Consider the following 16455-nt stretch of genomic DNA (forward strand, 5'->3'; position numbering starts at 1 on the left):
GTCAATCAATCCGAGCAGTCATGGTTCGGTCATGCACCGATAATAATCTCTTGCGACGAAAGACCCGTTTGTCGATGGGGCCAATTTGCCTTAGGTTTTATTGACTCCCTGAAGACACCTGCTATGTGTCGCGTGCCTTTTGGATATTGTCTGACCGGCGTCCAGAGACGGCATCTCCTTTCCTCTTTGAAAGACGGTGAACATGACCAATTCTGAAAAATCCAACCAAATGGCCAATGCAATCCGCTTCCTTTCGGCGGATGCTGTGGAAAAAGCCAATTCTGGCCATCCTGGTCTTCCCATGGGCGCAGCCGATATTGCGACCGTCCTTTTCACCCGCTTCCTCAAATTTGATCCGAAAGCACCGCACTGGCCCGACCGCGACCGTTTCGTGCTTTCCGCCGGTCACGGCTCGATGCTGCTCTATTCGCTGCTGTATCTGACCGGCTACGAAGACATCACCATCGACGAGATCAAGAACTTCCGCCAACTCGGATCGCGCACCGCAGGTCATCCTGAATACGGTCATGCCGCCGGTATCGAAACGACAACCGGCCCGCTCGGTCAGGGCCTTGCCAACTCCGTAGGCATGGCGCTTTCCGAACGCATCATGAATGCGCATTTCGGCGATGAGCTGGTCGATCACCATACCTATGTCATCGTTGGCGATGGCTGTTTGATGGAAGGCATCAGCCAGGAAGCGATTGCACTTGCTGGTCACCTCAAGCTGAACAAGCTCATTGTCTTCTGGGACCACAATAATATTTCCATCGACGGCCCGGTTTCACTGGCGGACAATACCGATCAATGCGCCCGCGTCGAAGCCTCGGGCTGGAATTCCATAAGCATTGACGGCCATGATCAGGATGCGATTGCCGCTGCGATCGAAAAGGCGCAAAAGTCAGACAAGCCGACGCTGATCGCCTGCAAGACGACGATCGGCTTTGGTGCCCCGACCAAGGCTGGCACCAACAAGGTTCACGGTTCGCCGCTTGGCGCCGAAGAACTTGCCGGCGCACGCAAGGCACTTGGCTGGACGGCGGAGCCTTTCGTCGTGCCTGCGGACATTCTTGACGCGTGGCGTCTTGCCGGTCTGCGTTCCGCCAAGGAACATCAAGCCTGGGACGAGCGTCTCGCGGCTGCCGGTTCCAGCATCCGTTCGGAATGGGATCGCCGCCTTCGCGGTGATTTGCCGGATAATTTCGAAGCGACAATCAGTGCCTACAAGAAAAAGCTTTCGGAAGAGAAGCCGAAAGTTGCGACCCGCAAGGCTTCCGAGATGGCGCTTGAAGTTATCAACGGGATTATCCCGGAGACGATTGGTGGTTCCGCAGATCTGACAGGGTCCAACAATACCAAGACCAGCCAGACCAGCAATATTACACCTGAAGATTACGGCCAGCGCTACGTGCATTACGGTATTCGCGAGCATGGCATGGCGGCGGCGATGAACGGTATGTCGCTGCACGGCGGCCTCATCCCCTATTCCGGCACCTTCCTGACGTTCTCGGATTATGCGCGCGGCGCGATGCGGCTTTCGAGCCTGATGGGCATTCGCGTTGTCTATGTCATGACCCACGATTCGATTGGTCTCGGCGAAGACGGTCCGACGCACCAGCCGGTTGAACATCTGGCGGCACTGCGGGCCATTCCTAACAATTATGTGTTCCGCCCGGCCGATGTCGTTGAAACAGCCGAGTGCTGGGAATTGGCGCTGAAGTCACGCAAGACACCGTCGACAATCGCCTTGACCCGCCAGAACCTGCCGACGGTCCGCACCGAACATGTCGCGGAGAATAAGTGCGCCTATGGTGCCTATGAACTCGCAGCGGCAAGCGGCAAGGCCGAAGTCACCATCTTCGCCACGGGTTCGGAAGTCGAAATCGCTCTCAATGCGCGGACGCAGCTGGAAAAAGACGGCCATCCGACGCGGGTCGTTTCCGTTCCCTGCTTCGAACTTTTTGAACAGACAAGCGACGAGTACAAGCGCGTACTGCTCGGTGATGCGCCGGTGAAGGTGGCGGTCGAAGCTGCCATTCGCCTTGGATGGGACCGGTTTATCGGTGTCGACGGCATTTTTGTCGGTATGACCGGCTTTGGCGCCAGCGGCCCGATCGAAGCGCTGTACGAGCATTTCGGCATCACCGCGAACCATATCGTCGCAGCGGCGGAAGCGAAGTTGAAATAATCTCCATCATTCCTGCATAATTCATTTAGGGGCCCCAGAACCCAGGGAGAAATACAAATGACAGTTCGCGTTGCAATCAACGGATTTGGCCGCATCGGCCGCAACGTTCTTCGCGCCATTGTGGAATCCGGCCGCACCGACATCGAGGTCGTTGCGATCAACGATCTCGGCCCGGTCGAGACCAATGCCCATCTGATGCGCTACGACAGTGTCCACGGCCGGTTTCCGGGAACAGTGACAGTTGACGGCGACACGATCGACGTGGGCCGCGGACCGATCAAGGTTACTGCCGTGCGCAATCCGGTCGAATTGCCGTGGAAAGAGCTCAACGTCGATATCGCGCTGGAATGCACCGGTATCTTCACCGCGCGCGACAAGGCTGCCGCCCATCTTGAAGCCGGTGCGAAACGCGTCATCGTTTCGGCGCCTGCCGATGGTGCTGACCTGACCGTTGTCTTCGGCGTCAATGATCACAAGCTGACGAAAGACCACATGGTCATTTCCAACGCTTCCTGCACGACGAACTGCCTTGCGCCGGTCGCCTACATCCTCAACGAAGCCGTCGGCATCGAAAAGGGCTTCATGACCACCATCCACAGCTACACCGGCGATCAGCCGACGCTGGATACGATGCACAAGGATCTCTATCGCGGTCGCGCCGCTGCGCTGTCGATGATCCCGACATCGACGGGTGCCGCCAAGGCCGTCGGTCTCGTGCTGCCTGAACTCAACGGCAAGCTCGATGGTACCGCGATCCGCGTTCCCACCCCGAACGTCTCGGTCGTGGATTTCAAGTTCATCGCCAAGCGGTCGACCACAGTTGCCGAGATCAACGACGCCATCAAGTCGGCCGCCAACGGCAAGCTGAAGGGCATCCTCGGGTATACGGATGCGCCGAACGTCTCGATCGATTTCAACCACGATTCACATTCGTCGATCTTCCACATCGACCAAACCAAGGTCATGGACGGCACATTCGTACGTATCCTGTCCTGGTATGATAATGAGTGGGGCTTCTCGAACCGGATGGCTGATACTGCTGTCGCGTTTGGCAGGGTGATTTGAGACCTTCGATAAATCCGGCCTGATGGCCATTTGATGCGATTTTCTCCGCTTCCGGTGCTATGGACGAAAAAGTCCATTGCGCTCCGGTTCTCGAAAACCACATCAACTGACTCATCGGGCCGAATTTCTCGGAAGATCTCCAGCGATCCAATTTCGATGGCGGGTCGACAACACCGGCCAAATTTGTATTTGATCAGGTTTACCCGGATCGTTCGGTTTCAGCTGAATGATGGCCGTGTTTCAGACGAGGTAGGACCATGACTGCTTTCAAGACGCTAGATGATGCCGATGTCTCCGGAAAACGCGTGCTTGTGCGCGTTGATCTGAATGTCCCGGTTGCAAATGGCGAGGTAACGGATGCAACGCGTATCGAAAGGGTTGCACCGACCATTCTTGAACTGTCGAAGAAGGGCGCCAAGGTTATTCTGCTGGCGCATTTCGGCCGACCCAAGGATGGTCCGACGCCGGAATTCTCGCTGAAGCCGATTGCACAGGCGGTATCCAAAGTCATCGATCACAGTGTCCAGTTTGCCGAAGACAGCATCGGCGACAAGGCTGTGGAAGCGGTTGCCAAGCTGAGAAATGGCGACATCCTGCTTCTGGAAAATACGCGCTTTCACAAGGGCGAGGAAAAGAACGATCAGGCCTATGTGAAGGCTCTTGCAGCTCTTGGCGATATCTACGTCAATGACGCATTCTCGGCAGCCCACCGTGCCCATGCCTCCACTGAAGGGCTCGCGCGGCTTCTTCCCGCCTATGCCGGGCGTACGATGGAGGCAGAACTCCAGGCGCTGGAAAAGGGCCTTGGCAATCCGAAACGTCCTGTCGTTGCCATTGTCGGCGGTGCCAAGGTTTCGTCCAAGCTCGATCTCCTTGGCAATCTGGTCCAAAAAGTCGATGCGCTGGTTATCGGCGGCGGTATGGCCAACACATTTCTTGCCGCTCAAGGCGTGAATGTCGGAAAATCGCTGTGCGAACATGATCTCGCTGCGACAGCGCGCGAAATCATGGCCAAGGCAAATGCTGCCAATTGCACCATCATTCTGCCGGTCGATGCCATCGTTGCCTGGCACTTCGAAGCCAATGCGCCTTTCCATGCGTATGGTCTCGATGCCATTCCGGACGACGGCATGATTCTCGATGTGGGACCGCAATCGATCGAGCGCATCAAGGGCGCGATCGACGATGCCTCGACGCTGGTCTGGAACGGTCCGCTTGGCGCCTTCGAGTTGCATCCCTTCGACCATGCGACAGTCGCTGCTGCCCGCCATGTGGCGGAACGGACCAAGGCGGGTCAGCTCGTTTCGGTTGCCGGCGGCGGCGATACGGTTGCCGCACTCAACCATGCCGGCGTTGCTGATGATTTCACCTATGTCTCGACGGCGGGCGGCGCTTTTCTCGAATGGATGGAAGGCAAGCCCTTGCCTGGCGTCGACGTTTTGAAGAAACGGTAAAGTTTGTATCGTATGCGAACCGGGTCGTTTGCCCACGCCGATTAACGAACAACAGAAAATGTTATCTTCCTAAATCGGTTGAAAAAATTTCAATCGTTTCAATACCTTGGATCGCCATTTTGTTTGTCATAGGCTTCTGGTATGGCCCGAAGCTGGAAAACGGAGTGAGATATTCTATGAGTGAACGCCTGGAAGACATCGCGATTGCAATGGTTGCCAACGGCAAGGGTCTGCTTGCTGCGGACGAAAGCACTGCAACGATCAAGAAGCGGTTCGACACGATCGGACTGGAATCGACCGCAGACAGCCGTCGGGACTATCGCGAAATGTTGTTTCGCTCCGACGAGGCGATGAGGGATTACATTTCCGGTGTCATTCTTTACGACGAGACAATCCGTCAGAACGCCAAGGATGGAACGCCGTTTGTTCAGATATTGAAAACCGCCGGTTGCATTCCGGGCATCAAGGTCGATGCTGGTGCGAAACCGCTTGCAGGTTTTCCAGATGAGACGATCACCGAAGGTCTGGATGGTCTGCGCGAACGACTTACCGAATATTACAAGCTTGGCGCGCGCTTCGCCAAATGGCGCGGCGTGATCGGCATTGCAGACGGCATCCCGACCTGGGGTGCAGTCAAGCAGAACGCGCAGGCGCTGGCACGCTACGCCGCGCTTTGCCAGGAGGCCGGTATCGTGCCGATCGTCGAGCCGGAAGTGCTCATGGACGGCAAGCCTGCTACGCATTCGATCGAGCGCTGCTATGAAGTCACGGAATGGGTTCTGAAGACGGTTTTCGATGAGCTCTATGATGCCCGCGTCGTGCTGGAAGGCATGATCCTCAAGCCAAATATGGTCATTGATGGCAAGAATGCCCGCAAGGCTTCGGTCGAGCAGGTGGCGGAGCAGACTGTACGGCTGTTGAAATCAACCGTACCGGCAGCGGTTCCGGGTATCACATTCCTGTCCGGCGGCCAGAACGATGAGGAAGCGACGGCGCATCTTTCGGCGATGAATGCCAATTTTACGACACCATGGAAGCTCTCATTCTCCTATGGCCGTGCGCTTCAGGCTGCTGCCCTGAACGCCTGGAATGGCAAGCCGGAGAATGTTGCAGCGGGCCAGCGCGCCTTCACGCATCGTGCCAAGATGAATGGTCTCGCCGCAACCGGCGGTTGGAAAAAGGACCTCGAAAAGGCAGCTTAAGCGTTTTTTATCCAAAAGCGTATCTCATGGAGCCCGGGCTGGAATTCAGTCCGGGTTTTTTGCGCGCATAAACCAAAAATCGGGATCGATTTTTGGAAGGGATTATGTCCGCAAATTCAAAGTGTTATTGTGTCGGTCGTGCGTCCAACCGGATGCATAGCAGCAAGGGAGGTATTTGCCTGCTAATGAAACCTTCGCCGTTCCATCCGTTGGTCAGCTGGCTGCTCTATCCCGTCTACGCATGGCAGGGCATCAGCGTGCGGCGGAAAACAGAGCGTATGCTGCCGCCAAGTGGCCTGCCTACGGGTGAGATAGCAGGCAAGGACCCGGCGATCCGGTTGCTGGTGCTCGGGGATTCTTCGGCTGTCGGGGTCGGGACCACAGATGCGTGGCAGGGTTTGTGCGTGCGGCTCGCCGTGCATCTGCAGGGGCGAACCGGGCGCAAGATCATCTGGCGGGCGGCGGGTTTCAATTCTGCGACGTCTGGGCAACTGCGCGATCACGTCGTGCCCAATCTCGAGCGCGGTATGTGGACCCATATCGTCCTCGCCATTGGCACGAACGACACCAAGAACTTTCACTCACTGCCACGCTTCAAGCGCGAATTTGGCGGTTTGCTTTATGCGCTCAAGGCCAAGTGGCCCGAAGCGCATATCGTCTGGTCGAAGGTCATCGACTTTCGCGATGTGCCGGCCATGTCGTCTTTGCTCGGCCGCATTCTGGAAGGACGTGCCGGCGCCATCAACAAGCTGGGAGAACGGCTTTGTCGCGAACGCATGGCGATACCTGCGACGCGTCTGCCGATAGAGGGGCCAGAAGGCTTTTCCAGCGACGGCTTCCATGCCTCGGCGCTCGGCTATGATGCCTGGGCGAAGCATCTCGTGCCCTATGTACTCAACCTGCCGGATGCGGAAAACGGTCGGGTGCTACCCTAGCCCGCATGCCGCATGACGCCGACGATGAACATCGCCAGGAGTGCGCCTGCGGCGATCTTCCAGAAATCGCCGCGCTTCTTGAGGCCCGGCCATCCAAGCGGCTTGATGATGTGTAACGCCATCATCAAAATCAGCACGAACGGCAGGATCTTGGTCATTTTGTTTGTTTGCCTGCGCGGGATGATCGGACGCTCGAGCAGTGCTCGATCCATGTGGGATTGTCAATTCCGCCTTTGACTCTGCTTAGCACATTAGGGATGCTCTGGGCCGGGAGGATACGCATGACATCACGATACAAAGAGGTCTATCAGGATTGGCAATCCGACCCGCTGGCCTTCTGGGCTCATGCCGCCGTGGCGATCGACTGGATCCAGCCGTGGGAAAAGGTCTTCGATCCCGATGAGGGGCCCTATGGCCGGTGGTATACGGGTGCGGAGTGCAATACCTGCTACAACGCCGTGGATCGCCATGTAGAGCACGGGCGGGCCGATCAGGTCGCACTCATCCACGATAGCGCAGTGACCGGCACGCAGCGCAAGATCACCTATGCGGAACTCCTGCACGATATCAATGCGCTGGCTGCTGTCCTGACGGACAGGGGCGTCAAAAAGGGCGATCGCGTCATCATTTATATGGCCATGGTGCCGGAAGCGGTTGTCGCGATGCTGGCCTGCGCCCGCATTGGCGCGGTGCATTCCGTGGTTTTCGGCGGTTTCGCCGCTCATGAACTCGCAACCCGCATCAATGACGCCAGGCCGGTGATGATCATTGCAACCTCCTGCGGTCTCGAACCGGGGCGTGTCGTCGCCTATAAGCCGATGCTTGACAAGGCGATCGAACAAGCCGCGCACAAGGTCAGCGCCTGTCTGGTCCTGGTTCGTCCACAACAACCGCACGAGCTGGTCGAGGGACGTGATTTCGATTATGCGAAGGCGGTTGCCGCTGCGGCAGGACGCAAGGTTGAGTGCGCTGCGGTGAAGGCGACGGACCCGCTGTACATACTCTATACTTCCGGTACAACCGGCCAGCCCAAGGGCGTCGTACGCGACAATGGCGGGCATCTGGTGGCGCTTGCCTGGTCGATGGGCGCGATCTACGACACAAAGCCCGGCGACGTGTTCTGGGCAGCTTCGGACATCGGCTGGGCCGTGGGCCATTCCTATATTGCCTATGCACCGCTGTTCATTGGCGCGACGAGCATTCTCTATGAGGGTAAGCCGGTCGGAACGCCGGATGCCGGCACTTTCTGGCGGGTCATCGCCGAGCACAAGGTCAAGGTGCTGTTCACGGCGCCGACGGCATTCCGGGCCATCAAGAAGGAAGACCCGAAAGGCGAATTCATCGGCAAATATGATCTGTCGTCGCTGAAATACCTGTTCCTTGCCGGCGAGCGTGCCGATACCGACACGATCAAATGGGCGGAGGAAAAGCTCGGCGTTCCGGTTATCGATCATTGGTGGCAGACCGAAAGCGGCTGGCCAATGGCGGCCAATCCGGCGGGCCTCGGCATGCTGCCGGTCAAATATGGTTCGCCGACTGTGCCGATGCCGGGCTACGACGTGCAGGTGCTCGACGATGCAGGGCATCCGGTGAAGCGCGGAGAGCTCGGCAATATCGTCGTCAAGCTGCCGTTGCCACCCGCTTGCCTGCCGACGCTGTGGAATGCCGACCAGCGCTTCCGTGAGGCTTACACCACTGAATTTCCCGGCTACTACAAGACTGCCGATGCGGGGATCATCGACGATGACGGTTATGTCTACATCATGAGCCGCACCGACGACATCATCAACGTCGCCGGGCATCGCCTGTCGACCGGTGCGATGGAAGAGGTGCTGTCGAGCCATCCCGATGTGGCGGAATGTGCCGTGATTGGCATTGCCGACCATCTGAAAGGGCAGGTGCCTTGCGGCTTCATCGTGCTCAAATCCGGCGTAACGCGGGACGAGACCGAGATCGAACAGGACTGCGTCGCGCTGATCCGCGAGAGGATCGGTCCCATAGCGGCGTTCAAGACGGCACTGACGGCGAAACGCCTGCCGAAGACCCGCTCCGGCAAGATCCTGCGCGGGACGATGCAGAAGATTGCCGATCAGGAGCCGTGGAATATGCCGGCCACGATCGATGATCCCGCGATCCTCGACGAGATCAAGATTGTGCTCAATGCACGCGGAATCGGTGTCAAAAATTAATCCGCACTCATGACATGCTCCTGACAGAAGGTTGTCAGGAGGGGTATGCAATAGTGTCTCCGTAGTCAAAAGGAGACAGGGATATGACTTACGTTGATTTTGGCATTGTTCGTACAGTAAGGCGTCTGCTTTCGGATTTCACAGCGTACCGTGAAGAAATGCGCGCGGAGCGTCATATCAATACGCTTCCCGAGCATGTCCTGAAGGATATCGGCTGGCCGGATGCCTATGCCGAACGCCTCGCACGCCGAGGCTCCATGAAAGAAACGGATGCTGGCACGGAAAGTGCCAGCTCCGACCTCGCTCCATGGCAACTTGGATGGCCCAAGGCTCGCCAGCCGAGAAAAGTCAGCAAATCGGGTTATTTCGGGCTAGAATGCTGAGATAATTGGCAAAATGGGAGCGAAAGGCATGGAGCAGAAAAAGACGATCGGGTTCGTTTTCATCGACAAATTCGCCGATTGGGAATTCGGCCTGCTTTCGGGATCGGCGGTCGACTGGTTTGGCGCACGTACTGTAGCGCTGTCGCCGTCGACCGGTCCGGTCAAGTCCATTGGCGGTTTCAAGCTGGTACCTGATCGTGGTGTCACGCCGGAAGAAAATGCCGACCTCGATGCGGTTGCAGTCATTGGCGCGGAGACCTGGCCGAGCGAAGATGCTCCTGACATTGCACCTTTATTGAATGCCACTCTGGCACGCGGCGGCATCGTCGGTGGCATCTGCGGCGGAACGCTGGCATTAGCCCGCGCAGGACTTTTTGAAGGTCGCCGACATACGAGCAATGGCGCCGGATGGATCGAATCGAAGATCAACGACTACCCGGGATCGTCGCTCTACCAGGACGTTCCGCACGCGGTGCGGGATGCGCACATTGTCAGCGCTCCGGGGTCTGCGCCCGGCACATTTACGACCAATTTCCTCGAAGCGCTTTTCCCTGAAAAGGCCGGGCAGGTTGCGGAGATGCGGGAATTCATCGCCCGTGAGTATAAGGACTGACAATGCGCAGAGCGGATCGCCTTTTCCAGATTGTGCAAAAGCTGCGAGGTGGACGTCTTGTAACCGCGCGCCAGCTTGCCGAAAAGCTCGAAGTCTCCGAGCGCACGATCTATCGTGATATCGCCGATCTGCAGTCGACAGGCGTGCCGATCGATGGCGAGGCGGGTGTCGGCTACATCCTGCGCGAAGGCTTTGACCTGCCGCCGCTGATGTTCACGCGCGATGAGGTCGTGGCGCTCGTGGCGGGCGCGCGGCTTATCACCGCCTGGGGCGGCGCATCCATGGCCCGCGCAGCGGAAGAGGCCATCATCAAGATCGGCGCCGTTCTGCCCAAGGAAGACCGCCCGCGCATTACAAACACGCATATTCATTCGACGAGTTATAACATCAGTGACAACGACCGGGCACTGATCGATCTTGCAGAAAACGCTGCGGAACAGTGCCGTATTCTGTCGATCACGTATACAGACCTCGACGGCAACGAGAGTGCCCGTGACATCCGCCCGCTCGGTTTGTGGTTCTGGGGCAAAGTGTGGACGTTGATCAGCTGGTGCGAGCTGCGCAATGATTTTCGCACGTTCCGCATTGACCGGATTGCCAAGGTCGAGAAGATCGACCGGATTTTCCGGCAGGAGCGCGGCAAGACCCTTGCGGATTTCTACCGCCGGGTGGAACTGAGTGAAACGCCTGATACAAAGGCGCGGGCGTCATAAAAAAGCCCGGCAGTGCCGGGCTTTTTCATGGTCGTTTTGAAGATTATTCTTCGTCTTCGTCCTCCTGGCGGCCCTTGAGGGACGACAGCTTGGCAAAAACCTTGTCGGCGTCGAGCTCCTGGTCCTCTTCGCGGACCGTTGGCTGAATGTCGAGGTTTTCGGTTGCAGAAGCTGGAAGCAGCGTATCGCCGCCTTCGCCCGGCTGCTGTACCGGCCGGCCGCGAGATGAACGTTCCACCTCGATATCGAGATCGATCTGCGAGGACAGGCCGAGCGTGACCGGATCCATCGGCTGGAGATTGTTGGAATTCCAGTGCGTACGATTGCGGATCTGTTCAATGGTGGATTTCGTCGTGCCGATCAGGCGCGAAATCTGCGCATCCTTCAATTCCGGATGGTTGCGCACGAGCCAGAGGATGGCATTCGGACGATCCTGGCGCTTCGACAGCGGGGTATAGCGCGGGCCCTTGCGCTTGGTTTCCGGAACGCGAACCTTCGGTTCCAGGATTTTCAGCTTGTAGTTGATATCAGCTTCGCCTTTGGCAATTTCTTCGCGTGACAACTGGCCGGTGATCAACGGGTCGAGACCCTTGATGCCCTGTGCGGATTCACCATCGGCGATCGCCTTCACTTCGAGCGGATGCAGCTTGCAGAATGCAGCGATCTGATCGAAAGACAGGGCGGTGTTGTCGACAAGCCAGACGGCCGTTGCCTTTGGCATTAGAAGCTGGGTGGCCATAGATATAGTCCTCTCGTTCGTCCGCTCCGGGGGCGCGGGACGTGGGTTCAACCACAATTTCCGGGAATTCGGGGCCTATATAGCGTTATTTTATTCGATGAGCAAGAATCGGTTTTTCGAACGCAACCCGGTACAACCAGGCGTTTCATCAAACTGTCACGAAATCGTCATTCTACTGCAATGCGGCTGGGAGAACCATCCTCCAACAAAAAACAGGAGGTTTACCAAACATGTCACGCAAATCGCTCTATCTCGGTCTCTGGACTGCTGCCTTGGCAGCGCTGGCGGCATCGGCCGCTACGTTGCCTGTCGCCGCATTGGCCGATAACGCTGTAACTGCCGGCGGCACCACCTTCGTCAACAAGGGTTTGGTCGGCGTCGGACGAATTCCCGCCAATCAGCGTGACAAGTTCGGCGAGACATTTGGCTCGGGCTCGGGCATATCTATCGATCCATCGAGCTGGACGCGCGACGGGGATGTCTACAAAGGCACCTTATGGCTATTGCCGGACCGTGGTTACAATGTCGTGGGGACTACCGATTATCGCCCGCGCCTCAATACGCTCGCCATCCAATTTACGCCGGTAGCTCCCGGAGCCACGCCGCCGGCCGACAAGCAGCAGTCTGGTGTAGACGCCAAGCTCACCGATTCGATGCTTCTGGTCGATGACAAGGGTGGCGACATGACGGGACTTGATCCCGAATCCGGCGTCCGCGCTGCAACCGGCAACACCCCGATGCTGCCGCAGGCCACAAACGGCAAGATATCGCTCGACGATGAAGCGATCGTCCGCCTTCCTGACGGCTCGATGTTCATCAGCGACGAATATGGGCCGAACATCTACAGGTTCTCCGCCGATGGCCATCTTCTTTCCGCAACACAGCCCCCGGCAGCCTTGATACCTATGCGCAAGGGAAGCCCCAGTTTTGCCTCGAACAATCCTGGACCCGGCGCTGAAGCACCTGAGCCGGAAGATCCGGATACCGGCCGGCAGAATAATCAGGGCCTCGAAGGAATGGCCATGACGCCAGACGGCAAATTCCTGATCGCCGTGCTGCAGTCGGCAACCCGCCAGGATGGTGGCGATTCAGGTTCGACCCGCCAGAATACAAGGGCACTGGTCTACGATGCCGCCGATCCGGCACAGCTGAAGCTGGTTCATGAATATGTCGTGCCGCTACCGATGTTCACCGATGCCAAGGGCAAGAAGAAAGTCGCCGCGCAGAGCGAAATCGTCGCTCTGTCGGATAAGACGTTCCTGATGCTGGCCCGTGACAGCGGGAATGGCTTTGGACTGAAGGACGCGACATCGCTTTACCGCAGCATCAGTGCGGTTGATGTTTCAGCGGCGACAGATATAGCAGGCAGCGCATTTGATGGCGACAAACCGGTTGCGCCCAAAGGCGTTCTCGATGCGTCTGTGAAGCCAGCGACGCTTTCGTCCCTCATTGACATTAATGACGGCGCGGAACTCGCCCGTTTCGGTCTTCATAATGGCGCCCCGAACGATCGCAACAACCTCTCGGAAAAGTGGGAAGCGATGTCGATTGCCAGTGTGCTCGACCCAAAATTGCCGAACGACTATTTCCTGTTCGTTGCCAATGACAATGACTTCCTGACGCAGGACGGCTTTCAGGTCGGAGCAAGCTACAAGGGAGATGGTGGTGCCGATGTCGATACCATGTTCCAGGTGTTTCAGGTGACGCTTCCCGGCCTTGCCGGCAAGTAACAACACAGGATTGATATGAGCGGACGCGCCCGGCGCGTCCGCTCATAGTTCTAATCAGCTCACATCGAGCACGATCTTGCCGATATGGTGGCCGTCTTCGATGCGTTCGTGTGCCCGCCAGGCTTCGTGCAGCGGATAGACCATATCGATGACCGGGGCGACGCGGCGCTCGACCAGCAATGGCCAGACCTTGAGCTCGAGCTCGCGTGCGATTCCCGCCTTGAACTCGACCAGCCGGTTGCGAAGGGTCGATCCCGTATGGGTCAGGCGCTTGACCATCAGTTTGGATATGTCCGCAGTCGCCTTGGCGCCATTCAGGAATGCAATCTGGACGATGCGGCCATCAAGCGCCGCCGCCTCATAATTGCGTCCTGTATAATCTCCGCCCACCATATCGAGAATGAGGTTCACGCCCTTGCCGCCAGTCGCCTCTTTCACCGCCTCGACGAAATCCTCATTGCGGTAATTGATCGCGTGGTCAGCGCCGAGTTTGAGGCAGGCTTGGCATTTCTCGTCCGACCCTGCCGTGGTGATCACAGTGGCGCCGAAGGCCTTGGCGAGCTGGATCGCTGTGGTGCCTATTCCGGACGAGCCGCCATGTACGAGAAAGGTCTCGCCGCTCTGCAAGCCGCCGCGTTCGAACACATTGTGCCAGACGGTAAAATAGGTTTCGGGAATTGCCGCCGCTTCGATGAAACCGTAGCCCGCGGGGATCGGTAGTGCGTTGGTCTCGTGCACCACGCAATATTGCGCATATCCCCCGCCGGCAACCAGCGCTGTCACGCGCTCGCCGATGCGAAAACGGGTTACGCCTTCGCCAACAGCGATGACATCTCCGGCGATTTCCAGCCCTGGAATATCGGACGCGCCGGCTGGCGGTGGATAATGACCTTGCCGCTGCAATACATCCGGCCGGTTGACGCCGGCGGCGCGGACCTGGACCAGAAGCTCGCCGGGTTTCGGTTCCGGAACGCCGCGCTTGCCCGGCTTGAGGACCAGCGGGCCGCCTGGCTCAGTGATCTCGATCGCGGTCATCGTCGTCGGAATCTTTTCGGCCATGGTGATCTTCCCTTGAATTGATTCGCCGGAATGGTTTGCAATTCCAAGCAGTTGGACTGTATTCTCGCATACTAGAGCGACAAGTGGAGGAAATGATGTCACTTTTCGATGAGGAACCAAGGCGCAAGATCGTCCATGATATCGGGCAGGATCTGTCGCTGTTATCCGTCGCGGAGCTTGACGAGCGGATTGCCCTGTTGCGTTCCGAGATTACGCGCCTTGAGGAAGAGCGGTCTCGCAAGGGTGACAGCAAGGTCGCTGCCGAAGCGCTGTTCCGCTGAAGACAATAAAGCTATGCGGGTGCCATCAAGTCTCCGCATTGCTGATTGAGACGAAGCTATCGCCAGTCCCTGTTCCGGGCTGATCTATTCCCGATTCGCTTGAAGGGTTTGCCGTGTTCCGTTCGTTCATTCAGGTCTTCGCATTGCTTTGCGGCACCTCCTTTCTTGTCATGGCATCCGGTTTGCACGGTTTGCTTTTGCCATTGCGCGGCGGGGCAGAAGGCTTTTCGACAACTTCTCTTGGTCTATTGGGAACAGCCTGGGCGGGAGGCTTCATCACATCCTGCCTGCTTGCGCCGCGGCTCGTGCGCCGCGTCGGGCATGTGCGCGCGTTCAGCGCCTTCGCCTCGATCGCGGCGATCGTCGCGCTGATGACCGGTATCCTCGTGGAATCGACCGCCTGGATCGTGCTGCGTGCGCTGACCGGCTTTGCCATGGCGGGCTCCTACATGGTGATCGAAAGCTGGCTGAACGAGCGCGCTACCAATGCCAATCGCGGGCAGATTTTCGGCCTCTACATGGTGGTGAATTTCGGTTCGATCACTGTCGGGCAGATGATGATCGGCTTCGGCGACGTGCATACCGGCACATTCTTCATGATGTCGGGCATTCTCTTCTGCCTGGCACTGATCCCGACCGCGATTTCCACCGCCAGCAGTCCGAAGCCATTGACCGAAGTGCAGCTCGATCTGAAGGCACTTTATCGCAATTCGCCGGTGGCGTTCCTCGGCTGTATTCTGATTGGCATTGCCAATGGTGCGTTCGGAACGCTCGGCGCTGTCTATGGCGCGGCGACAGGCATATCGACCACGGAAATCGCCCTGATGATGAGCGCTTCCGTTATGGGCGGCGCGCTGATGCAGATCCCGGTCGGCCGCATGTCGGACCGCACCGACCGGCGTTATGTGCTGGCTTTCGTCGGCGGCGCGGCAGCAATCATCGGCCTGTTGATATTCCTCATCGCACCACGGCATGCCACTGTCATTCTGATCATGACCGCGATCTACGGCGGCCTCGCCTATACGCTCTATCCGGTGGCTGTCGCCCATGCGAATGATTTTTCGGACTCGGAAAGCTTCGTCAAGGTCACGAGTGGCCTTCTGCTGCTCTACGGCTTTGGCACCATGATTGGACCGATACTCGGAGCCTGGGCGATGGAAAGCATTGCGCCTGAAGGCCTGTTTGCGATAACGGCGCTGGCACATATTTCCATCATGGCTCACGCGATCATCCGCTCGCGCATGCGGGCGCCCATACCCATCGAGCTGCGTGACAATTTTCAGACCGTTCATTCCGAACGGGTCACGCCGGAAGGCGTCAGGCTCGACCCGCGTGCGGAGACGTTACCTGAATAGTTCTTCGATTCGGGTCCGATACGAAATTCGTTGACATTGCCGCTGGTTTAAAATGACTATCGTACATGGTCGAAACGGATGCATTCGCAGCAATTTCTGATCCGAACCGCCGCTATCTGCTCGAGGAGCTGAGACGCGGACCAAAAACTGTGAACGAGTTGGCGACAGGCCTGCCGATTTCCCGCCCCGCCGTATCGCAACACCTTAAGGCGCTTCTCGATGCACGGCTGGTGTCAGTCAAATCCGAGGGCACCCGACGTATCTATGCCGTCGATGACAGCGGGTTCTTTCATCTGAACCTGTGGCTGGACCAGTTCTGGAGCGAGTAAGACCTTTCGATAATTCCACCCTGATGGGCGTCTGATGCGATTCTCTGTGCTTCCGGTGCTCATGGACCCAAATGTCCACTGCGCTCCGGTTATCGAAAATCACACCAGCTGACTCATCAGGCTGGCTTCTCAAAAGGTCTTGATGCGTCGAAAATAAAAAACCCGGCCCATCGTCTTTGCGAGAGCCGGGTTTTTTTCTAACTGCCAGCGCGACGCTTTT

General features: G+C 57.7%; 16 protein-coding genes. 13 read left to right on the forward strand and 3 right to left on the reverse strand.

The genetic code is table 11. The annotated features are described in order from the left end of the window. The first annotated feature begins 202 nt into the window (after positions 1–202). The 5 genes from tkt to ACSQ3H_RS05455 all read left to right on the forward strand — a co-directional run bounded on the left by tkt (position 203) and on the right by ACSQ3H_RS05455 (position 6844). Positions 203–2188, forward strand: coding sequence for a transketolase (tkt, locus tag ACSQ3H_RS05435; protein WP_436116105.1), 1986 nt, complete (start codon positions 203–205; stop codon positions 2186–2188). A gap of 57 nt (positions 2189–2245) precedes the next feature. Beyond that, positions 2246–3253, forward strand: coding sequence for a type I glyceraldehyde-3-phosphate dehydrogenase (gene gap / locus ACSQ3H_RS05440; RefSeq protein ID WP_436116106.1), 1008 nt, complete (start codon positions 2246–2248; stop codon positions 3251–3253). 257 nt (positions 3254–3510) lie between these two features. After that, positions 3511–4707: a phosphoglycerate kinase gene (locus ACSQ3H_RS05445; RefSeq protein WP_436116107.1), complete on the forward strand. Its 1197-nt coding sequence runs from the start codon at positions 3511–3513 to the stop codon at positions 4705–4707. A gap of 176 nt (positions 4708–4883) precedes the next feature. Next, positions 4884–5909, forward strand: a complete 1026-nt coding sequence (locus ACSQ3H_RS05450) for a class I fructose-bisphosphate aldolase (RefSeq protein ID WP_436116108.1) — start codon at positions 4884–4886, stop codon at positions 5907–5909. Between the two features lie 185 nt (positions 5910–6094). Beyond that, positions 6095–6844, forward strand: a complete 750-nt coding sequence (locus ACSQ3H_RS05455; RefSeq protein ID WP_436116109.1) for an SGNH/GDSL hydrolase family protein — start codon at positions 6095–6097, stop codon at positions 6842–6844. Here ACSQ3H_RS05455 and ACSQ3H_RS05460 read toward each other — a convergent pair. Continuing rightward, positions 6841–7002, reverse strand: coding sequence for a hypothetical protein (locus tag ACSQ3H_RS05460; protein ID WP_436116110.1), 162 nt, complete (start codon positions 7000–7002; stop codon positions 6841–6843). The genes ACSQ3H_RS05455 and ACSQ3H_RS05460 overlap by 4 nt on opposite strands. Positions 7003–7125: 123 nt before the next feature. Between ACSQ3H_RS05460 and ACSQ3H_RS05465 the strand changes: the two genes are divergently transcribed. The 4 genes from ACSQ3H_RS05465 to ACSQ3H_RS05480 all read left to right on the forward strand — a co-directional run bounded on the left by ACSQ3H_RS05465 (position 7126) and on the right by ACSQ3H_RS05480 (position 10742). Then, positions 7126–9033, forward strand: a complete 1908-nt coding sequence (locus ACSQ3H_RS05465) for a propionyl-CoA synthetase (RefSeq protein WP_436116111.1) — start codon at positions 7126–7128, stop codon at positions 9031–9033. 83 nt (positions 9034–9116) lie between these two features. Further along, positions 9117–9416, forward strand: a complete 300-nt coding sequence (locus ACSQ3H_RS05470; protein WP_436116112.1) for a DUF1127 domain-containing protein — start codon at positions 9117–9119, stop codon at positions 9414–9416. Between the two features lie 28 nt (positions 9417–9444). Next, positions 9445–10029 carry a DJ-1/PfpI family protein gene (locus tag ACSQ3H_RS05475; RefSeq protein ID WP_436116113.1) on the forward strand — a complete coding sequence of 195 codons (585 nt, stop codon included), beginning with the start codon at positions 9445–9447 and terminating at the stop codon, positions 10027–10029. A gap of 2 nt (positions 10030–10031) precedes the next feature. Next, on the forward strand, positions 10032–10742 hold the full coding sequence (locus ACSQ3H_RS05480; RefSeq protein ID WP_436116114.1) for a helix-turn-helix transcriptional regulator: 711 nt from the start codon (positions 10032–10034) through the stop codon (positions 10740–10742). A 43-nt stretch (positions 10743–10785) separates the two neighbouring features. Here ACSQ3H_RS05480 and ACSQ3H_RS05485 read toward each other — a convergent pair whose 3' ends face one another. Then, positions 10786–11481, reverse strand: coding sequence for a DUF1013 domain-containing protein (locus ACSQ3H_RS05485; RefSeq protein ID WP_436116115.1), 696 nt, complete (start codon positions 11479–11481; stop codon positions 10786–10788). Positions 11482–11711: 230 nt separating this feature from the next. On the opposite strand from ACSQ3H_RS05485, the gene ACSQ3H_RS05490 reads away from it, so the two are divergent. After that, positions 11712–13211 carry an esterase-like activity of phytase family protein gene (locus ACSQ3H_RS05490; RefSeq protein ID WP_436116116.1) on the forward strand — a complete coding sequence of 500 codons (1500 nt, stop codon included), beginning with the start codon at positions 11712–11714 and terminating at the stop codon, positions 13209–13211. Between the two features lie 54 nt (positions 13212–13265). Here ACSQ3H_RS05490 and ACSQ3H_RS05495 read toward each other — a convergent pair whose 3' ends face one another. Continuing rightward, entirely contained in the window at positions 13266–14270 is a 1005-nt protein-coding gene (locus tag ACSQ3H_RS05495) for an NAD(P)H-quinone oxidoreductase (protein WP_436116117.1), read from the reverse strand. Positions 14271–14365: 95 nt separating this feature from the next. On the opposite strand from ACSQ3H_RS05495, the gene ACSQ3H_RS05500 reads away from it, so the two are divergent. The 3 genes from ACSQ3H_RS05500 (at position 14366) to ACSQ3H_RS05510 (ending at position 16235) form a co-directional block, all read left to right on the forward strand. Next, entirely contained in the window at positions 14366–14551 is a 186-nt protein-coding gene (locus ACSQ3H_RS05500; protein ID WP_436119362.1) for a DUF1192 domain-containing protein, read from the forward strand. Between the two features lie 113 nt (positions 14552–14664). Further along, positions 14665–15906, forward strand: a complete 1242-nt coding sequence (locus ACSQ3H_RS05505) for an MFS transporter (protein WP_436116118.1) — start codon at positions 14665–14667, stop codon at positions 15904–15906. 65 nt (positions 15907–15971) lie between these two features. Next, positions 15972–16235: an ArsR/SmtB family transcription factor gene (locus ACSQ3H_RS05510; RefSeq protein ID WP_436116119.1), complete on the forward strand. Its 264-nt coding sequence runs from the start codon at positions 15972–15974 to the stop codon at positions 16233–16235. Positions 16236–16455: the final 220 nt, after the last annotated feature.

The sequence above is a fragment of the Phyllobacterium sp. LjRoot231 genome (assembly GCF_964253365.1).
Classification (GTDB): Bacteria; Pseudomonadota; Alphaproteobacteria; order Rhizobiales; family Rhizobiaceae; genus Phyllobacterium.